The 17976-nt window shown below is 64.2% G+C and carries 16 protein-coding genes; 14 read left to right on the forward strand and 2 right to left on the reverse strand.

Annotation, left to right across the window (positions count from 1 at the left end; translation table 11 throughout):
* Positions 1-11 precede the first annotated feature (11 nt).
* Positions 12-1793, forward strand: coding sequence for an aspartate--tRNA ligase (gene aspS / locus AiwAL_RS10995; protein WP_262312687.1), 1782 nt, complete (start codon positions 12-14; stop codon positions 1791-1793).
* Positions 1794-1813: 20 nt separating this feature from the next.
* Here the strand turns inward: aspS and AiwAL_RS11000 are convergent, their stop codons facing one another.
* Positions 1814-2554, reverse strand: a complete 741-nt coding sequence (locus AiwAL_RS11000) for a TlyA family RNA methyltransferase (protein ID WP_262312700.1) — start codon at positions 2552-2554, stop codon at positions 1814-1816.
* Positions 2551-2883 carry a helix-turn-helix domain-containing protein gene (locus AiwAL_RS11005; RefSeq protein ID WP_235704370.1) on the reverse strand — a complete coding sequence of 111 codons (333 nt, stop codon included), beginning with the start codon at positions 2881-2883 and terminating at the stop codon, positions 2551-2553. The genes AiwAL_RS11000 and AiwAL_RS11005 overlap by 4 nt, the downstream gene beginning before the upstream one ends.
* A 473-nt stretch (positions 2884-3356) precedes the next feature.
* Between AiwAL_RS11005 and ndhC the strand changes: the two genes are divergently transcribed.
* From ndhC to AiwAL_RS11070, 13 genes are read left to right on the forward strand one after another with little or no spacing between them, the layout of a single operon-like run.
* On the forward strand, positions 3357-3755 hold the full coding sequence (gene ndhC, locus AiwAL_RS11010) for an NADH-quinone oxidoreductase subunit A (RefSeq protein ID WP_235704371.1): 399 nt from the start codon (positions 3357-3359) through the stop codon (positions 3753-3755).
* A 6-nt stretch (positions 3756-3761) separates the two neighbouring features.
* Positions 3762-4412, forward strand: coding sequence for an NADH-quinone oxidoreductase subunit B (locus AiwAL_RS11015; RefSeq protein WP_407932540.1), 651 nt, complete (start codon positions 3762-3764; stop codon positions 4410-4412).
* A gap of 15 nt (positions 4413-4427) precedes the next feature.
* Positions 4428-6197: an NADH-quinone oxidoreductase subunit C/D gene (nuoC, locus tag AiwAL_RS11020; protein ID WP_262312688.1), complete on the forward strand. Its 1770-nt coding sequence runs from the start codon at positions 4428-4430 to the stop codon at positions 6195-6197.
* Positions 6190-6672 carry an NADH-quinone oxidoreductase subunit NuoE gene (gene nuoE, locus AiwAL_RS11025; RefSeq protein WP_262312701.1) on the forward strand — a complete coding sequence of 161 codons (483 nt, stop codon included), beginning with the start codon at positions 6190-6192 and terminating at the stop codon, positions 6670-6672. Before nuoC ends, nuoE begins: the two co-directional genes overlap by 8 nt.
* Before the next feature lie 12 nt (positions 6673-6684).
* Positions 6685-7968 (forward strand): NADH-quinone oxidoreductase subunit NuoF, encoded by a 1284-nt coding sequence (nuoF, locus tag AiwAL_RS11030; RefSeq protein WP_262312689.1) that lies wholly within the window; start codon positions 6685-6687, stop codon positions 7966-7968.
* Positions 7950-10667, forward strand: coding sequence for an NADH-quinone oxidoreductase subunit NuoG (gene nuoG / locus AiwAL_RS11035; protein ID WP_262312690.1), 2718 nt, complete (start codon positions 7950-7952; stop codon positions 10665-10667). The genes nuoF and nuoG overlap by 19 nt, the downstream gene beginning before the upstream one ends.
* Positions 10664-11617 carry an NADH-quinone oxidoreductase subunit NuoH gene (nuoH, locus tag AiwAL_RS11040; protein ID WP_235704375.1) on the forward strand — a complete coding sequence of 318 codons (954 nt, stop codon included), beginning with the start codon at positions 10664-10666 and terminating at the stop codon, positions 11615-11617. Before nuoG ends, nuoH begins: the two co-directional genes overlap by 4 nt.
* A 34-nt stretch (positions 11618-11651) precedes the next feature.
* On the forward strand, positions 11652-12164 hold the full coding sequence (nuoI, locus tag AiwAL_RS11045; protein ID WP_235704376.1) for an NADH-quinone oxidoreductase subunit NuoI: 513 nt from the start codon (positions 11652-11654) through the stop codon (positions 12162-12164).
* Between the two features lie 13 nt (positions 12165-12177).
* Positions 12178-12678 (forward strand): NADH-quinone oxidoreductase subunit J, encoded by a 501-nt coding sequence (gene nuoJ / locus AiwAL_RS11050; RefSeq protein WP_235704377.1) that lies wholly within the window; start codon positions 12178-12180, stop codon positions 12676-12678.
* A gap of 4 nt (positions 12679-12682) precedes the next feature.
* Complete coding sequence (nuoK, locus tag AiwAL_RS11055; RefSeq protein ID WP_235704378.1) at positions 12683-12991, forward strand: NADH-quinone oxidoreductase subunit NuoK; 309 nt, start codon at positions 12683-12685, stop codon at positions 12989-12991.
* A 4-nt stretch (positions 12992-12995) separates the two neighbouring features.
* A complete protein-coding gene (gene nuoL, locus AiwAL_RS11060) occupies positions 12996-14885 on the forward strand; it encodes an NADH-quinone oxidoreductase subunit L (protein ID WP_262312691.1) in 1890 nt (629 codons plus the stop codon).
* Complete coding sequence (gene nuoM, locus AiwAL_RS11065; RefSeq protein ID WP_262312692.1) at positions 14882-16393, forward strand: NADH-quinone oxidoreductase subunit M; 1512 nt, start codon at positions 14882-14884, stop codon at positions 16391-16393. The genes nuoL and nuoM overlap by 4 nt, the downstream gene beginning before the upstream one ends.
* Positions 16390-17883: an NADH-quinone oxidoreductase subunit N gene (locus AiwAL_RS11070; protein WP_235704381.1), complete on the forward strand. Its 1494-nt coding sequence runs from the start codon at positions 16390-16392 to the stop codon at positions 17881-17883. The genes nuoM and AiwAL_RS11070 overlap by 4 nt, the downstream gene beginning before the upstream one ends.
* Positions 17884-17976: the final 93 nt, after the last annotated feature.

Here is a 17976-nt window from a genome sequence, read left to right on the forward strand (position 1 = left end):
ATCGGTTCCCCATGCACGAGTATCGCACCCATGATTGCGGCGCCCTGCGCGCGGCCGATGCCGGTTCGGCGGCGCGGCTGTCCGGCTGGATACACGCCAAGCGCGACCATGGCGGGCTGCTGTTCATCGATCTGCGCGATCATTTCGGGATGACCCAATGCGTGGTGCCGAACGGGTCTTCGGTGTTCGAGGCGGCCGAGGCGCTGCGGGTGGAAAGCGTGATTACCGTGACTGGGGATGTGGTGGCGCGCGAAGCCGGGACGGTGAACCCGAAGCTGCCGACCGGGGAGATCGAACTGCGCGTGGCGGACCTCACGGTGCAGTCGGCAGCCGATGTGCTGCCGATCCAGGTGGCGGGGGATGCGCAATTCCCCGAGGATTTGCGGCTGCGCTACCGGTTCATCGATTTGCGGCGGGAAAAGCTGCACCGCAACATCATGCTGCGCGCCCAGGTGGTCGCGTGGCTGCGGCGGGAAATGACGGCACGCGGGTTCACCGAATTCACCACGCCGATCCTGACCGCGTCCTCGCCGGAAGGGGCGCGGGATTTTCTGGTCCCGGCCAGGCTGCATCCGGGCAAATTCTACGCGCTGCCGCAGGCGCCGCAGCAGTTCAAGCAGTTGCTGATGGTGGCCGGGTTCGACCGGTATTTCCAGATCGCACCGTGTTTTCGCGACGAGGCGAGCCGGGCGGATCGGGCGCCGGGCGAGTTTTATCAGTTGGATTTCGAAATGAGCTTCGCGACGCAGGAGGATGTGTTCTCGACGATCGAGCCGGTGCTGGGCGGGTTGTTCCGCGCGTTTTCGGGCGGCAAGCGCGTCAGCGACTGGCCGTTTCCGCGCATCCCCTATGGTGAGGCGCTGCTGAAATACGGCTCGGACAAGCCGGATTTGCGCAATCCGCTGGAAATCGCCGATGTGACCGAGGCGTTTCGCGATTCGGGGTTCGGGCTGTTCGCGAAGATCGTGGCGGGCGGCGGCGTGGTGCGCGCGATTCCGGCGCCGGGGACGGCGGGCCAGCCGCGCAGCTTTTTCGACAAATTGAACGAATGGGCGCGCGCCGAGGGTGCCGGCGGGCTGGGTTACATCGTTTTCGAGGAAGGCGGTGCGAAGGGTCCGATCGCGAAGAATCTTGAAGCGTCGCGCTGCGAGGCGATTCGCGAGGCTTGTGGCGCGAAGCCGGGGGATTCGGTGTTTTTCGCGGCGGGTGCCAGGGATGCGGCGGCGAAATTCGCCGGTGCGGTGCGCACCAGGCTCGGACATGATCTGGGATTGATTTCGGGGACGGAATTCCGGTTCTGCTGGATCGTCGATTTCCCGATGTTCGAACTGGATGAGGAGACCGGGCAGATCGGGTTTTCGCACAACCCGTTCTCGATGCCGCAGGGCGGTCTTGAGGCGCTGAACGGCCAGGACCCGCTGACCATCAAGGCGTTTCAATACGACATCGTGTGCAACGGGGTGGAATTGTCGTCCGGGGCGATCCGCAATCATCGCCCGGATATCATGCTGCGGGCGTTCGAGATCGCCGGGTACGGCGCGGAAGAGGTCGAGGCGCGGTTCGGCGGCATGCTGAACGCGTTCCGCTATGGCGCGCCGCCGCATGGCGGTTCGGCGCCGGGGATCGACCGGATGGTGATGCTGCTGACCGACGAACCGAATCTGCGCGAGGTGATCGCCTTCCCGCTCAATCAGCAGGGCGAGGATCTGATGATGGGCGCGCCCGCGCCGGTGCCGCCGGCGCGGCTGAAGGAATTGTCGCTGGCGCTGGCTTTGCCGGCGAAGAAAGCCTGATCGTTCTGATTCGGAAATGCTCAGGCTGATTTTTCGGCGGCGATCAGGAATTCGCGATTGCCGTCGCCGCCGGCGATCGGGCTGTCGGTGACGCCGATGACGCGCCAGGATGGCAGCGCGCTCCACCAGGTTTCGATCGTGTCGCAGACCGCGCGATGGATCGCGGGATCGCGCACGATGCCGCCTTTGCCGATCGCACCCCGCCCGGCTTCGAACTGGGGTTTGATCAGGGCGATCGCGAAGGCGCCGGGCGCGCAGAGGGCGAGACCGGCCGGCAGGGCGAGGCGCAGGCCGATGAAGCTGACATCGCAAACGAGGGCGCCAATCGGCTCGGGGATCGCGTCTTGCGCGAGATGCCGGGCATTGCACTCCTCCATGACGCGAACACACGGATCGTTCCGCAATCTAACCGAGAGTTGGTTATGGCCAACATCAACCGCATAGACGTATTTTGCGTCGTTTGCTAACAGAACCTCGGTGAAGCCGCCGGTCGAGGCGCCGATATCGAGACAGATGCGCCCGGCCGGCGAGAGGCCGAAATACGCGAGCGCGTGGGCGAGCTTGATGCCGCCGCGCGACACCCAGCCATGGCCGGAGCCAAGCAGTGCGAGGGGGGCGTCATCGTCGATCGGATCGCTTGGGCGGGTGATGGCGCGGGTGCCGGAGACCACTTGCCCGGCCTTGATCGCCGCCTGCGCGCGCGCGCGGCTGGGCGCAAGGCCGCGCGCGACGAGGGCGAGGTCGGCGCGTTGCCGTGTCAGCTTCGGGCGAGGCGCTTCGCGGTTCGGAGCAGGATCTGGCGATCCTCCGGCGCGCAGGCGCGATAGAGGCGCATCAGCGCAAGCTCGTCGCCTTGCAGCGACCCGGTCTCGCCCGAGACCAGATAGGCGAGCGAGGTGCCGAGAACCTTGGAGATGCGCTCAAGATTTTCGCGCACCTGCCCGGCCCGGTCGGTCTCCCACTGGGCGATGGCCGAGCGGGAGACCCCGAGCTGCTGCGCGAACTCGTCCTGAGTGAGGTTATTGGCAAGACGGAGGGCGCGAATCCGCTGACCGACCGACTCCTGGGCTACTTGTTTTTTTGCGGGCATGATTTTCATCATACAGGTTCAAACAGATAAAATCTATAGTTTGTTATCGTGTTAGGTCATTGATCCTGTAGTAAAACGAAACTTTTTTAGTCATCGGCGGTTGGTTTGCCGGGCGCTGACCTTCCGTCAGGCCGGAATGACCTTGCCGTTTCGTTCTGACGGCGGGGTTTCAGCAAAGGATGTGGGCCGGAGGGAGTGGCTGGGCGCGGCGACGGGACGGAGAGATGGGGCCGGAGCCGGGTTCGGCGGCCCGCCGGCGGCGGGGAAACCGGAACGGAACGGTGCCGTTCTCCGGGGGCTTCGCGAAATCGTGACCGTGCAATTTCCGACATCGCGGTTTCTTGACAATCCCCGGAAACCGGCATACCGATGAGGCTCGAATAGGTAAGTTGCTTGTTGATTCCGTGCCGCTAAGGTGAGGGATAGCAGAACTTAGCGGGCGGTTTCCGAACCTTGGATCGGGAGCGCGCCGGATGGGAAAAGCGACACATCTTTGGTTTCTGGTCGTGTATTTCGGCGCCGTCTTCGCGCTCGTCGCGGCGATGATCGGAGGCTCTTTCGTCCTCGGCCAGCGGCATACCGCGCGATCCACCATCCAGCCCTTCGAATCCGGAATATTGCCGGTCGCGGATGCGCGGATGCGCTTTCCGATCCAGTTCTACCTCGTCGCCATGCTGTTCGTGGTCTTCGATCTCGAAAGCGTGTTCATCTATGCCTGGGCGATCGCCATCCGGCCCGCGGGGTGGAACGGCTATATCGCGATGCTCGGGTTCATCTTCCTGCTGTTAGCGGCGCTCGCCTATCTCTGGCGCATCGGCGCGCTGGACTGGGGGCCGAGGCCGCGAATCCGGCCGGTGCCGGGGGTAAGGTGAGCGGCGATGGCATGGTCCCTCACCCGTACCGACGACAGAATGGCTGATCCGGCGGCCGCCGGCGTCCAGGGCGGCTCGTTCACCGACGCGGTCATGCGCAATCTGGTGCTGGGCAAGCTGCAGGATCTGGTCGCCTGGGGGCAGAAGAATTCGCTCTGGCCGTTCAATTTCGGGTTGTCCTGCTGCTATGTCGAGATGGCCACCTCGTTTACCAGCAAGTTCGATATCGCACGGTTTGGCGCGGAAGTGTTGCGGGCGACGCCGCGCGAAGCGGACGTGATCGTCATTTCCGGGACGGTATTCGTGAAAATGGCCCCCGTGATCAAGTATCTATACGACCAGATGCTGGAGCCGCGCTGGGTGATTTCGATGGGGTCCTGCGCCAATTCCGGCGGGATGTACGACATCTACAGCGTGGTGCAGGGGGTCGACACCTTCCTGCCGGTCGATGTGTATGTGCCGGGATGCCCGCCGAGGCCGGATGCGCTGTTCGAAGGGCTGATGCTTCTGCAGAAATCGATCGCGAGCGATCGCCGCCCGCTGAGCTGGGTGGTCGGGCCGCAGGGGGTGGTGCGGGCGCCGCGGCCGAGCTTTCGCGACATCAAGCGCGAGAGGCGCAACCAGGCGACCGATCTCGACCCCCCCGATCGAATCTGACGAGGCGAATGCGCAATGCTGCAAAGAACCGCGTCGATCCATACCGAGCCGCCGATTGCCCGCGAGCTTGCGGACAGGTTCGGATCGCGGTTCGTCAAGGTGCAGCCGACCTGCGACGATATTCCGACGATCTGGGTCGAGCGCGAACACCTGCGCGAGACGCTCCACTACCTGAAAAGCGAGGCGCCCGACCCTTTTCGGATGTTGTTCGATCTGACCGCGCTCGACGAGCGGATGCGCACGCATCGCGCCGATCAGCCGGAAAGCGATTTCACCGTGGTGTATCACCTGATGTCGTTTACCCGGAATCAGGATGTGCGCATCAAGGTGGCGCTGAGCGGCGAGACGCCCAGCCTGCCGACCATCAGCGATTTCTGGCCGAACGCCAACTGGTACGAGCGCGAGGTGTGGGACATGTTCGGCGTGACCTTCACCGGCCATCCGCATCTGACCCGTATCCTGACGCCGCCGACCTGGACCGGCCACCCGCTGCGCAAGGACCATTACGCGCGCGCGACCGATATGGGCATCTATGATCTCTCCGAGGAGAAGGAGATCGCCGAGCAGGAGGCGCTGCGCTTCCGCCCCGAGGATTGGGGCATGGTGCGCCAGAGCGAATCGACCGATTTCATGTTCCTCAACATGGGGCCGAACCATCCGAGCGTGCATGGCGTGTTCCGCCTGATCCTGCAGCTCGAGGGTGAGCAAATCGTCGACGTGGTGCCGGAGATCGGCTTTCATCATCGCGGCGCCGAGAAGATGGGCGAGCGGCAATCCTGGCACACCTACATCCCCTACACCGACCGCATCGACTACCTCAGCGGCGTGATGAACAATTTTCCCTATGTGATGGCGGTCGAGCGGCTGGCCGGGATCGAGGTGCCGCCGCGCGCGCAGATGATCCGCATCATGATGGCGGAGCTGTTTCGGATTGCCAGCCATCTGGTGTTTTTCGGCACCATGTCGCAGGATGTCGGCCAGCTTTCGCCGGTGTTCTACATGTTCACCGATCGCGAGCGCGTGTTCGAGATCATCGAGGCGGTGTGCGGGTTTCGGATGCATCCGGCGTGGTTTCGGATCGGCGGGGTCGCGGCCGATCTGCCGCAAGGCTGGGACAGGCTGATCGGCGATTTCTGCGCGTATCTGCCGAAGCGGCTCGACGAATACGTCAAGCTCGTCATGCAGAACCGGATCTTCAAGGCGCGCACCGTCGGCATCGCCGCCTATACGCTGGACGAGGCGATCGACTGGGGGGTGACCGGGCCCGGTTTGCGCGCCTGCGGGATCGACTGGGATTGCCGGAAAAAGCGGCCCTATTCGGGCTACGATCAACTGGAATTCGACGTGCCGGTCTATACCCATGGCGATTGCTACGATCGCACGATGGTGCATGTCGAGGAATTGCGCCAGAGCGTGCGGATCATCCGGCAATGCATCAAGAACATGCCGAGCGGTCCGTATAAATCCGATCACCGGCTGACCACGCCGCCGATCAAGGAACGGACGATGCACGACATCGAGACCTTGATCACCCATTTCCTCAATGTGAGCTGGGGGCCGGTCATCCCGCCCGGCGAAGCCTGCGTCGGGATCGAAGCGAGCAAGGGGATGAACGCCTATTATCTGACCAGCGACGGCGATACCATGTCGTATCGCACGCGCATCCGCACGCCGTCGTTTCCGCATCTGCAGATGATTCCGCTGATCAGCCGGGGCGCTTTCGTCGCCGATCTGATCGCGCTGATCGGCAGCATCGATTTCGTGATGGCCGATGTCGATCGTTGAAACCGAAGCGGGACTGACCGCCGAGCAGCGCGCCGCGATCGAGGCGATGGCGGGACATTACGACGACAAGCGCGCGGCCTGCATCGAGGCGCTGCGCTATGTCCAGGGTCATTACCGATGGGTTTCCGACCGGCATCTCGCCGAGGTCGCGGCACTGCTCGATATGTCGCGCGCCGATCTCGACGGAGTGGCGACCTATTACAACCTGATCTTTCGCCGTCCGGTCGGCGAGCACGTGATTTTCCTGTGCGACAGCATCTCGTGCTGGGTGATGGGACGGGAGGCGGTGAACGCGCATCTATGCAAGCGCCTCGGCATTCAGCCGGGCGAGACCAGCAAGGATGGCGCCTATACGCTGCTGCCGATCGTGTGCATCGGCCATTGCGACCATGCGCCGGCGATGCTGCTGGATGACGAGCTGCACGGCGATCTCGATGCGGTGCGGATCGATACGATACTCGGGATTCAACCATAGCGAAAAAACCCAATGGAAACGCCGCTCACCAATAACATCCGTCCCGATCGCGAGCCGCTCGACATCGAAGGCTATGAGCAGGCGGGCGGCTATCGCGCGGTGCGCAAGGTTCTCGGCGGGATGGCGCCGGCGGATGTGATCGAGGCAATCACGCAGTCCAAGCTGCGCGGCCGCGGCGGGGCGGGATTTCCCACCGGCATCAAATGGAGCCTGGTGCCGAAGGATCTCGCGGCGTCGGGGCCGCATTATCTCGTGGTCAATGCCGACGAGATGGAGCCGGGTACGTTCAAAGACCGGCTGCTGCTCGAAGGCGATCCGCACCAGATGATCGAGGCGGTGATCGTCGCCGCCTATGCGATTCAGGCCGAGACCGCCTACATCTTTTTGCGCGGCGAGTATTTTCTGGCCGAGCGCCGGCTGCGGCGGGCGGTCGGGGAGGCGGACGCGCGCGGCTATCTCGGCACGAACATCCTCGGATCGGGCTACGATCTTGCGGTTCACGTTCATGCCAGCGGCGGGCGCTATATCTGCGGCGAGGAGACTGCACTGCTCACCGCACTTGAAGGCAGGCGCGCGGTGCCGCGCGCGAAACCGCCCTTTCCGCAGACCAGCGGTCTGTGGGGCAAGCCGACGGTGGTGAACAACGTCGAAACGCTCTGCAACGTTCCGCATATCATCAATAACGGCGCCGACTGGTTCATGGGCTTGGGACGGGGCGAGGATGGCGGCACCAAAATCTACGGCGCGAGCGGACGGGTGCGCCGGCCCGGCTCGTGGGAGCTGCCGATGAGCACCCCTTTGTACGAAATCATCGAGGAGCATGCAGGCGGGATGCGCGACGGCTACGAGCTGCGCGGGGTTTTGCCGGGCGGCTTGTCGACCTCCTTCATCATGGCCGACGATATCGAAGTGAAAATGGATTTCGCCTCGGTCGAGAAAGTCGGCAGCCGGCTCGGCACGGGGGCGGTGATCGTGCTCGATCAGCGGACTTGCCCGATCGGGATGCTGCGCAATCTTGAGCATTTTTTCGCCCAGGAATCCTGCGGCTGGTGTACCCCGTGCCGAGACGGGCTGCCCTGGGTCGAGCGACTGCTCGCCGGGATCGAGGCGGGCGAGGGCGAGATGGACGATCTCGACATTCTCGAACAGCACGTGAAATTTCTTGGACCGGGCCGGACATTCTGCGCCCATGCGCCGGGAGCGATGGCGCCGCTCGCATCCGGGCTGAAATATTTCCGCGCCGAGTTCGAGCAGCATATTCATGAGAAACGCTGTCCGTGGAACGAGGCGCACTGACCATGGCGATCATCCATATCGACGACCGCGAATTCACCGCCAACCCGAAGGACAACCTGCTGCAGGCGTGTCTGTCGAACGGGTTCGATCTGCCGTATTTCTGCTGGCATCCGGCGCTCGGATCGGTGGGAGCATGCCGGCAATGTGCGGTGCGGCAATTCGCCAATCCAGAGGATACGACGGGGCGGATCGTGATGGCGTGCATGACGCCGGCGACGGATGGGACGCGGATTTCGATCGCCGACCCGGAGGCCGTGTCGTTTCGTGCCAGCGTGATCGAATGGCTGATGACGAATCATCCGCATGACTGCCCGGTTTGCGAGGAAGGCGGCGAGTGTCACTTGCAGGACATGACGGTGATGACCGGCCATGCCTATCGCCGCTACCGCTTCAGCAAGCGCACGCATCGCAACCAGTATCTGGGCCCGTTCGTCAAGCACGAGATGAACCGCTGCATCGCCTGCTATCGCTGCGTGCGGTTCTATCGCGATTATGCGGGTGGTGCCGATCTCGACGTGTATGCGGCGCGCAACAACGTCTATTTCGGGCGGGCCGAGGACGGGGTTCTGGAAAACGAGTTCAGCGGCAATCTCGTCGAAGTGTGCCCGACCGGCGTGTTCACCGACAAGACGCTATCGGCCGCCTATAACCGGAAATGGGACATGCGCAGCGCGCCGTCGGTGTGCGTGCATTGCGGGGTCGGCTGCAATACCAGCGTGAACGAGCGGGGCGGCCAGGTGCGCCGCATCCTGAACCGCTATAACGGCGCAGTGAATGGCTATTTCCTGTGCGATCGGGGCCGGTTCGGCTACGGGTTCGCGAACCGGCCGGACCGGGTGCGCACGCCGGTGCTGCGCGACCCCGGCGGTAGCATGCGAACGGCGACCAGGACCGAGGCGCTGGATGCGCTGACGAAAACGCTTGGCACGGGCGGCAAAATCATCGGGATCGGCTCGCCGCGCGCGTCGCTCGAAGCGAATTTCGCGCTGCGGCGGCTGGTCGGCGCCGATGGGTTCCATGCCGGGGTTTCGGCGCGGGAGGCACGTTGCCTTGCCACGGCGATTGAAATTCTACAGGCGGGGGCGGTGCCGACGCCGACACTGCGCGAGATGGAAGCGGCGGATGTCGTGCTGGTGCTGGGCGAGGATGTCGCGGACACGGCACCGCGGGTTGCGCTGGCGCTGCGCCAGGCAGCGCGGGGGCGCTCGATGGAGATCGCCGATCGGCTGAAGATCGCGCATTGGCAGGATGCGGCGGTGCGCGACGCGGCACAGGGCGCGCGCAGCCCGCTTTTCGTCGCCTCGGTTGCGGCAACCCGGCTCGACGATATCGCCGCGCGGACCTGCCGCGCCGCGCCGTGCGATATCGCGCGGCTCGGTTTCGCGATCCGGCATCGGATCGATGCGAATGCGCCTTCGGTCGAAGATCTGCCGGAGGCGATGCAGGCGCTGGCGGGAGAGATCGCCGATGCGCTGCTGGCGGCGAAGCGCCCGCTGATCGTGTCGGGCTGCGGGCTGGGCGACGAGGCGGTGCTGCGTGCGGCGGCCGGCATCGCCCAGGCGCTGAACGGCGCGGACCGGCTTCCCGGCATCGTGCTCGCGGTGCCGGAATGCAACAGCATGGGGCTCGCGCTGATGCAGGGCGGCAGCGTGGAGGATGCGATCGACACCGTCACCGAGGGGGCCACGGTGATCGTTTTGGAAAACGATCTGTACCGGCGGGCGGAACGCAAGCGGGTCGATGCGCTGTTCGATGCCGCGGCGAATGTGATCGTTCTCGATCATGTATCGACGGCGACCGTGGCGAGAGCCGATATCGTGCTGCCCAGTGCGAATTTCGCGGAATGCGACGGCACGCTGGTCAGCGGCGAGGGGCGGGCGCAGCGCTCGTTCCAGGCGGTGTTTCCGAAGGACGACGTGCAGGCGAGCTGGATGTGGCTGCGCGATATCGCTGGAACTTCGGAATGGCACCGGCTCGACGATGTCGTGCGGTCTCTGGCATCCGCGATGACGCAATTCGTGGCGATCGGCGAGGCCACGCCGCCGGGCGATTTCAGGATTGCCGGAAGCCGTATCCGCAGCGAGCCGCATCGCTACAGCGGCCGTACCGCCGTCGATGCCGACCGGACCGTGCACGAGCCACGCGCATCGGTGCCGGAGGAGTCGCCGTTCAGCAGCACGATGGAAGGCTATTACGGTCAGATGCCGGCGTCGCTGATCCCGTTCTTCTGGGCGCCGGCCTGGAATTCCATCCAGTCGCTCAACAAGTTTCAGGATGAGGTCGGCGGCGCGCTGCGCGGCGGCGACCCCGGCGTGCGGCTGTTCGAGCCGAATGGCGCCGCAGCGCCGCGCCCCGATGCCACGGCACCCGGCCAGTTTGTCCGTGGGCCGGGACAATGGTTCGTCGTGCCGCGCCGGCCGATTTTCGGCGGCGAGGAACTCAGCGCGCTGGCCCCGGCGGTCGCGGAACGGATCGCGGCGCCGAGCCTCGCGCTGAACCCAGCGGATGCGCGCAGCCTCGATGTGGAAAACGGTGGCATGATCGACATCGATTTCAAATCTGGGTCGTATCGTCTGGCGGTGACGGTGGCGCCGGAATTGCCGTCCGGTGTCGCGATGCTGAGCGTCGGGCTGCCGGGGATGGATTGGTGCGCGCTGCCCGGCTGGGGCACGCCGCGGCGCGCGGAGCCGGCGCCATGAACCTGATCCTGTTCGGTCTGCTCAACATCGTCGGCATTCTGCTCATGCTGGTGATCGGCGCCGCGCTGCTGACCTGGATCGAGCGGCGGCTGCTCGGCTTCTGGCAGGACCGGCGCGGGCCGAACCGGGTGGGGCCGTTCGGGTCGCTTCAGGTGGTCGCCGACATGATCAAAATCCTGTTCAAGCAGGACTGGATACCCCCTTTCGCCGACCCGGTGGTGTTCGTTCTTGCCCCGGCGGTCGTGATGGTCGCGGCGCTGCTGGCGTTCGCGGTCGTGCCGGTAACGCCGTCGATCGGTATCGCGGGTAATCTGAATATCGGCATTCTGTTCTTTCTCGCGATGACGTCGCTGTCGGTCTACAGCGTCGTTCTCGCCGGCTGGGCCTCGAACAACAAATATTCGCTGCTGGGCGGGATGCGCGCGGCGGCGCAGATGGTGAGCTACGAGGTCTTCATGGGGCTGGCGCTGATCGGCGTGGTGATGCTGACCGGCTCGTTCAGCCTTGCCGATATCGTGCGCGCGCAACAGGAGCTGTGGTTCGTGGTCCCGCAGTTTCTCGGCTTCATCGTGTTCATGATCGCCGGAATCGCCGAGACCCATCGGCTGCCCTTCGATCTCCCGGAAGGCGAGAACGAGCTGGGTGCCGGGTTTCACACCGAATATTCCAGCATGAAATTCGGGATGTTCTTCGTCGGCGAATATATCGGCATCATCCTGGTCTCGGCGATGATCGTGATCCTGTTTTTCGGCGGCTGGCAGGGGCCGCTGCTGCCGCCGATATTGTGGTTCGCGATCAAGACCGGGGCTTTCGTGGGCTTCTTCATCCTGCTGCGCGCGGCGCTGCCGCGTCCGCGCTACGACCAGCTCATGGCCTATGGCTGGAAACTGATGCTGCCGCTGTCGCTGTTGAATATCGCTGTTACCGGTGCCGTCATGCTGACGCACTGACCGTTCGGCCGATCGGCCGGGAAAGGCTGCCGCGATGCTGAGTTCGATACGCACGCTCTGGTACACATTCCTGCATCTGTTTCATCACAGCGAAACGGTGCAGTACCCCGAACAGATGCCGTATCTCGCGCCGCGCTACCGCGGCCGCATCGTGCTGTCGCGCGACCCCGATGGCGAGGAACGTTGCGTGTCCTGCTATCTGTGCGCCGTGGCCTGCCCGGTCGACTGCATCAGCCTGCAGAAGACCGAAGAGGACGGGCGGTGGTATCCCGAATGGTTTCGGATCAATTTCTCCCGCTGCATTTTCTGCGGATTTTGCGAGGAGGCGTGTCCGACCTATGCCATTCAGCTCACCCCGGACTTCGAGATGAGCGAATATGAGCGGGAAAACCTGATTTACGAAAAAGAGGATCTGCTGATCAGCGGCACCGGCAAATATCCCGATTACAGTTTCTATCGGGTGTCGGGCCTCGCGATACCGGGCAAGGGCAAGGGTGAGGCGGAGCGCGAGCGGCCGCCGATCGACACCCGCGCGCTGCTGCCGTGAGAAAGTATCAGCCATGAACGCGACATTCTATCTCTCCGCCGCCATCGCCGTGCTCTCCACGGTTCTCGTGATCACGCGGGCGAACGGCGTGCATGCGCTGCTGTATCTGGTCGTCTCGCTGCTCGCGGTGGCGCTGGTATTCTTCACGCTGGGCGCGCCGTTCGCGGCGGCGCTCGAGGTGATCGTCTATGCCGGCGCCATCATGGTCCTGTTCGTCTTCGTCGTGATGATGATGAATCTCGGCGATGCGGCGGCGGTGCGCGAGGCGCGGTGGATGGAGCCGAAAATCTGGGTCGGTCCGTCGATCCTGGCGATTCTGCTGACCGCGCAACTGGCTTATATGCTCGACAGCAACACGATGAGCCAGCCGCATCATGCGATAGTTCCGGCGCGGGCGGTCGGCATCGCGATGTACGGGCCGTATCTGCTCTGCGTCGAACTGGCGTCGATGCTGCTGCTCGCGGCGCTGGTCGGCGCCTATCGCCTCGCCCATACCGAGCATGGGAGGCTCTGAGCCAATGACGACGATTCCGCTCGATCACGTTCTGATCCTTCCGGTGCTGCTGTTCGCGCTCGGCGTGATCGGCGTTCTGGTGCGGCGGAATCTCGTGTTCATTCTGATGTCCATCGAGATCATGCTGAATGCGGCGGGGCTGATGTTTATCATCGCCGGGGCGCGCTGGGGGCAGCCCGACGGCCAGGTGATGTTTCTTCTGGTGCTGACGCTGGCGGCGGCGGAGGTTTCGGTCGGCCTCGCGCTGATCATTCGCATCCGCCACCGGCTGACCACGCTCGATTCCGACGCGGCCGATCTGTTGCAGGGGTGAGAGGATGATCCACGATCTTTGGCTGGTTCCCGCTTTCCCGCTCCTTGGCGCCGCGATCCTGATGATCAGCGCGGGGCGGCTGCCGTCCCGCGCGGTCGCGCTGGTGGGGGTGGTGCCGGTTGCCGCGTCGGCGATCGTCTCCGCGATCATCGGCATCGGGTTCATGGCGGCGCCGCCAAGCGGGCACGCATTCACCGAGATATTGTGGCGATGGATCGCGATCGGCGGGTTCAGGCCGGCGGTCGGGCTCTATCTCGATCCGCTGTCGCTGGTGATGATGCTGGTGGTCACCATCGTGGGGTTTCTGATCCTGCTCTACTCGACCGAGTTCATGGCGGGCGACGAAGGCTATAGCCGGTTCTTCGCCTATATGAACCTGTTCGTCTCGGCGATGCTGGTGCTGCTGCTCGCGAGCAATCTGCTGTTCCTGTATGTCGGCTGGGAAGGAGTCGGCCTGTGCAGCTATCTGCTGATCGGGTTCTGGTATCAGGATGCGGCCAACGGGCTTGCCGCGCGCAAGGCGTTCATCGTCACCAGAATCGGCGACACCGGGCTGATGATCGGGCTGTTCGTTCTGTTCACCCATCTCGGCACGCTGGATATCCAACCTTTGCTGCACCGTGCCGCAAGCGTCTGGCCGCATGGTTCGGCGATCGCCTCGCTTGCCACCGCGCTGCTGCTGATCGGCGCGCTTGGCAAATCCGCGCAAATCCCACTGCAGACCTGGCTGCCCGACGCGATGGCCGGGCCGACGCCGGTGAGCGCGCTGATCCATGCCGCCACCATGGTGACCGCCGGCGTCTACCTGATCGCGCGGATGCACGGGCTGTATATGCTCGCACCCGCGATTCAGATGACGGTCGCGGCGATCGGCGCCGCCACACTGTTCGTCGCCGCCTTCGCCGCGCTCAATCAGCATGACATCAAGCGCATCCTGGCTTATTCGACGGTCAGCCAGATCGGCTACATGTTCCTTGCCCTCGGGGTCGGGGCGTGGACCGCGGCGATCTTTCATTTCATGGCGCATGCGTTCTTCAAGGCGCTGCTGTTCCTTGCCGCCGGAGCGATCACCATGCGGCTGGAGCACCACGAGCACGATATTTTCCGCATGGGCGGGCTGGCCAAAAAACTGCCGGTGGCGTTCTGGAGTTTCCTGATCGGCAGTGCCTCGCTCGCCGCGCTGCCGCTGGTGACGGCCGGTTTCTACAGCAAGGAAATGATCCTGTCGGAAACCTGGGCGCATGGCGGCGCGGTGCCGATTCTGTGGGCCGCCGGGCTGGTCACCGCGTTCGTCACCGCGCTGTATATTTTTCGCGCGGTGTTCATCGTGTTCTTCGGCGAGGCCAAGACGCCGATCGTCGGGCGCTACGGGATACGGATCGTGCTGCCGCTCGCGGTGCTTTCGGTGCTCGCGGTGATCGGCGGTTTCGTCGAGACGCCGAACGGGCTTGGCGGCGTCACGATATTCTCACGATTCATGGGCAGCGTGTTCGGGCCGGCGCCGCTTGCCGCCGGTGCCACGGAAACCGCGCTGCTGGTGTTCGCCTCTCTGGTGTCGCTGTCGGGCGTCGGGCTTGCGTGGCTGCTCTACATGCGTCCGGCGCCGCGTTTCGCGGCATGGACGCAAGCGCCTTCCGTTGTCGCGTGGCGCGCGTTCTTCCTGTCCGGCTGGGGGTTCGATGTCGTGTATGACCGGCTGGTCGTGCGGCCGTTCCTCTATGTGGTGCGGATCAACCGGCATGATGCGATCGACGATGTCTATACCGGCATCGCGGAGGCGAGCCGGGGGCTGCACCGCCTGCTCAAGCTGACCCAGACCGGGCGAATCCGATGGTATGCCGGCTGGCTCGCCGCCGGGTCGATCCTCACCATTGCCGTCGCGGTGATCCGATGATGCTGGTATGGCTGATCCTGATCCCGCTGCTCGGCGGCCTGCTCGCCTGGCCTGCCGCACGGCTGCGCGCCGCCGCCGCGCGCTGGGTTTCGCTCATCGCCATGGCGCTCGACCTGCTGGTTCTGCTGCTGGTGTGGCTGCGTCACGCCGGCCCGATCGAGATCACCGGCGGCGGACGTTGGATCGCGATGTTCGACGCCCCCTGGATTCCGCAACTCGGCATCAGCCTGCGGCTCGGCCTCGACGGGCTGAGCCTGCTGCTGATTTTGCTGACCATCGGGCTTGGATTCGTTTCGGTGGTGATTTCCTGGACTGAGATCGGCGAGCGGGTCGGGGCGTTCCATTTCAACCTGCTCTGGACCATCGCGGGGACCATCGGGGTATTTCTGGCGCTCGATCTGTTCCTGTTCTTCTTCGCCTGGGAAATCATGCTGGTGCCGATGTATTTCCTGATCGCGCTGTGGGGGCACGAGAACCGGATTTATGCGGCGATCAAGTTCTTTCTGTTCACCCAGGGCAGCGGATTGCTGATGCTGCTGGCGATTCTGGCGCTGGTCTTCGTGCATCAGCGAACCACCGGCACCCTGACCTTCGACTATTTCCGGCTGCTCGGCACGCGGATGAGCCCGTCGACCGAAATGTGGATCATGCTCGGGTTCTTCATCGCCTTCATCGTCAAGCTGCCGGCAGTGCCGTTCCATACCTGGCTGCCGGACGCGCATACCGAGGCGCCGACGGCGGGAAGCGTGATCCTGGCCGGCATCATGCTGAAAACCGGCGCCTACGGGCTGCTGCGCTTCGTTGTTCCGCTGTTCCCGCTCGCCGCGATCCGGTTCGCGCCGATCGCCATGCTGCTCGGGGTGATCGGCATCATCTACGGCGCGCTGCTCGCCTTCGGCCAGAACGACCTGAAGCGGCTGGTCGCCTATAGCAGCGTCAGCCATCTCGGCTTCGTGCTGCTCGGCGTTTTCGCCTGGAACGCGCTCGCCTTGCAGGGAGCGGTGATGCAGATGCTGGCCCACGGGGTGAGCACCGGCGCGCTGTTCATCATGGTGGGCGCGTTGCAGGAACGGCTGCATACGCGCGACATGCGGCTTATGGGCGGGCTGTGGGCGAACATGCCGAAACTGTCCGCGATCGGGATGTTTTTCGCCATCGCCTCGCTCGGCCTGCCGGGGCTCGGCAATTTCATTGGCGAATTCCTGATCCTGATCGGCACGTTCCGGGTGTATCCGGCGTTTGCCGTGGTGGGCACGCTCGGCGTGATCACCGCCGCCGCCTATGCGCTGATCCTGGTGCAGCGCGCGTTCCATGGACCGCCTCGGGATGCGGTGGCGGCGCCGGATCTGCGGGCGCGCCATCTCGCGGTGATGGCGGCGCTGACCGTCGCGATCGTCTATCTCGGCGTCTATCCGCAGCCGGTGTTCGACATGGCTTCGGGCGGCCTTGCCAATCTGCAAACTGCGACGCATGGCGTGCTGAAGCTGGCCGAGGGAGATCCGCGATGAGCCCCGCCTTGCGCGCCAGCCTGCCGTTCCTGGTGCTGTCCGCCGCGATCGTGGTGGTGATGCTGCTGATCGCGGTGCGGCGGGATCATCGGATGATCGCGACGGTGACGGCGATCGGGCTGCTCGCCTCGCTCGCGGCGATCATCGCCGCGGCGCCGGCCGCACCCGTCGCGGTGACGCCGATGTTCCTGGTCGATGGGTTCACGCTGTTCTTCCTCGCACTCGTGCTGGTCGCGTCGGTCGCGGTGGTGCTGCTGTCCCACGCCTATCTCGACGGCACCCATGACGGACCGTATGACGAATATTATCTGCTGTTGCTGCTCGCCACCCTCGGGGCCGGCGCTTTGCTGGCGAGCGTGCAGTTCGCCTCGTTCTTTCTCGCGTTGGAGACGCTCAGCATCGCGCTGATCGGGTTGATCGCCTATCCGCGCGGCCGGGCGGGCGCGATCGAGGCCGGGATCAAATATCTGCTGCTCGCGGGCGTATCCTCGGCGTTCCTGCTGTTCGGTATCGCGCTGATCTATCTCGATTTCGGCACGATGTCGTTTGCCGCGCTGGGCCGGCTCTGGAGCGCCGCGCACGGCCCGACCGACATCTACGCCTATACCGGCTTCGCGATGCTGCTGACCGGGATCGGCTTCAAGCTGTCACTGGTGCCGTTCCATATGTGGGCGCCCGATATTTACGAGGGTGCGCCCGCGCCGGTGACCGGCTATGTCGCGGTGGTTTCCAAGATCGGCGTGTTCGCGCTGCTGCTGCGCTATTTCGTGCTGATGGACGGCTACCACGATCCCTCGCTGCTGCGGGTGATCGCCCTCGTCGCCATCCTGTCGATGCTGATCGGCAATCTGCTGGCCTTGCTGCAGGACAATGTCAAACGGATTCTGGCCTATTCGTCGATCGCCCATCTCGGCTACGTTCTGGTCGCCCTGCTTGCCGGCGGCGTGATCGGCATCGAGGCAGCGAGCTATTATCTCGCGGCCTATGCGGTGACCACGATCGGCGCTTTCGGGGTGGTGGCCGTGCTGTCCCAACAGGGCAGCCTGCACGATACCGACCGGCTGGACGCCTATCGCGGTCTGATGTGGACCCGGCCCTGGCTGGCGAGCGCGTTTACCGCGTTTCTGCTGTCGCTTGCCGGGATTCCACCGACCATGGGCTTCATCGCGAAAGTTTATGTGATGACCTCCGGCGTGGGGACGCTGCTGATCTGGCCGCTCGCGGCCTTGGTTATCGGCAGCGTGATCGGGCTGTATTATTACCTGCGCATCATCGTCGTGCTGTTCTCGCCGGTGCGGGATGCGGAGCCACTTCCCCCGAAAGCCGGGGTGTCGTGGGCTGGCGGACTAACGCTCGCGGTTCTGGTCGTGTTGCTGATCGGACTCGGCGTGTATCCGACGCCGGTGATCGCACTGGCGCACGAAACCACGGCTGGATTGATGCCACATCAGAAAACCATTCATACGGCAGAGATTTTGCCGACACGTTAGATAACCATAATCGTTCGTTGGAGAGGGGAAGACAATTAAGCTGGGTTATATTGGCGGTTAACGCGAAGTTTTTCGTCCGTTTGCGCTTCCGGG

The sequence above is a fragment of the Acidiphilium sp. AL genome (genome assembly GCF_025499445.1).
Taxonomy (GTDB): domain Bacteria; phylum Pseudomonadota; class Alphaproteobacteria; order Acetobacterales; family Acetobacteraceae; genus Acidiphilium; species Acidiphilium iwatense.

Coding starts and splice junctions, on each gene's coding strand:
- aspS (WP_262312687.1), top strand. CDS start 12: ATGCACGAGTATCGCACCCATGATTGCGGCGCCCTGCGCGCGGCCGAT.
- AiwAL_RS11005 (WP_235704370.1), bottom strand. CDS start 2,883: ATGCCCGCAAAAAAACAAGTAGCCCAGGAGTCGGTCGGTCAGCGGATT.
- ndhC (WP_235704371.1), top strand. CDS start 3,357: ATGGGAAAAGCGACACATCTTTGGTTTCTGGTCGTGTATTTCGGCGCC.
- AiwAL_RS11015 (WP_407932540.1), top strand. CDS start 3,762: ATGGCATGGTCCCTCACCCGTACCGACGACAGAATGGCTGATCCGGCG.
- nuoC (WP_262312688.1), top strand. CDS start 4,428: ATGCTGCAAAGAACCGCGTCGATCCATACCGAGCCGCCGATTGCCCGC.
- nuoF (WP_262312689.1), top strand. CDS start 6,685: ATGGAAACGCCGCTCACCAATAACATCCGTCCCGATCGCGAGCCGCTC.
- nuoH (WP_235704375.1), top strand. CDS start 10,664: ATGAACCTGATCCTGTTCGGTCTGCTCAACATCGTCGGCATTCTGCTC.
- nuoI (WP_235704376.1), top strand. CDS start 11,652: ATGCTGAGTTCGATACGCACGCTCTGGTACACATTCCTGCATCTGTTT.
- nuoJ (WP_235704377.1), top strand. CDS start 12,178: ATGAACGCGACATTCTATCTCTCCGCCGCCATCGCCGTGCTCTCCACG.
- nuoK (WP_235704378.1), top strand. CDS start 12,683: ATGACGACGATTCCGCTCGATCACGTTCTGATCCTTCCGGTGCTGCTG.
- nuoL (WP_262312691.1), top strand. CDS start 12,996: ATGATCCACGATCTTTGGCTGGTTCCCGCTTTCCCGCTCCTTGGCGCC.
- nuoM (WP_262312692.1), top strand. CDS start 14,882: ATGATGCTGGTATGGCTGATCCTGATCCCGCTGCTCGGCGGCCTGCTC.
- AiwAL_RS11070 (WP_235704381.1), top strand. CDS start 16,390: ATGAGCCCCGCCTTGCGCGCCAGCCTGCCGTTCCTGGTGCTGTCCGCC.